The following is a 556-nucleotide window of genomic DNA, read 5'->3' on the forward strand; positions in this document are numbered from 1 at the left end:
ACGGTGCCACCCGTGGGGGTGGTGGGGGCGCGACGGTGCCTTTGTGGGTGGTCCGGTGGGGTGGTCCGGTAGGTGGTCGCAACGACGACGGCGGAAGCGACGGGCGCGGGAGCCGGGGCGCGTGGTCGTGCGTGGGTGGGCGATCTACGCTGCGGTGGGTGGACGTCGTGGTGGTGGGTGCGGGTCTGGCGGGGCTGGAGTGCGCCCGCACGTTGCACGCCCTGGGGGTGGGGGTGCGGGTGCTGGAGGCCGACGACGGTGTCGGTGGCCGGGTGCGCACGGACCAGGTGGACGGGTTCTTGGTGGACCGCGGGTTCCAGCTGCTGAACGCCGCGTACCCGGCGGTGCGTGACCGGGTGGATGTGGGGGCGTTGGACCTGCGGACGTTCCTGCCGGGGGTTGCGGTGCGTGGTGACCGTGGCCTGGCGCTGCTCGCGGACCCGCGTCGTGCGCCGCTGCTGCTGGGCCGCACCGTGGTGGACGGGGTGCGGTCGGGGTTGCTGCGCCCGGGTGAGCTGGTGCGGTTGGCGCGGTGGGTCGCGCCGGCGGTGGGCCC

The 556-nt window shown here is 75.4% G+C and carries 1 protein-coding gene; it reads left to right on the forward strand.

Annotation, left to right across the window (positions count from 1 at the left end; all coding sequences use genetic code 11):
- Positions 1-158 precede the first annotated feature (158 nt).
- Positions 159-556, forward strand: a 398-nt coding sequence (locus tag N869_RS15920) for an FAD-dependent oxidoreductase (RefSeq protein WP_232229886.1), incomplete at its 3' end; no start/stop codon positions are given.

The sequence above is a fragment of the Cellulomonas bogoriensis 69B4 = DSM 16987 genome (assembly GCF_000767165.1).
Lineage (GTDB): Bacteria > Actinomycetota > Actinomycetes > Actinomycetales > Cellulomonadaceae > Actinotalea > Actinotalea bogoriensis.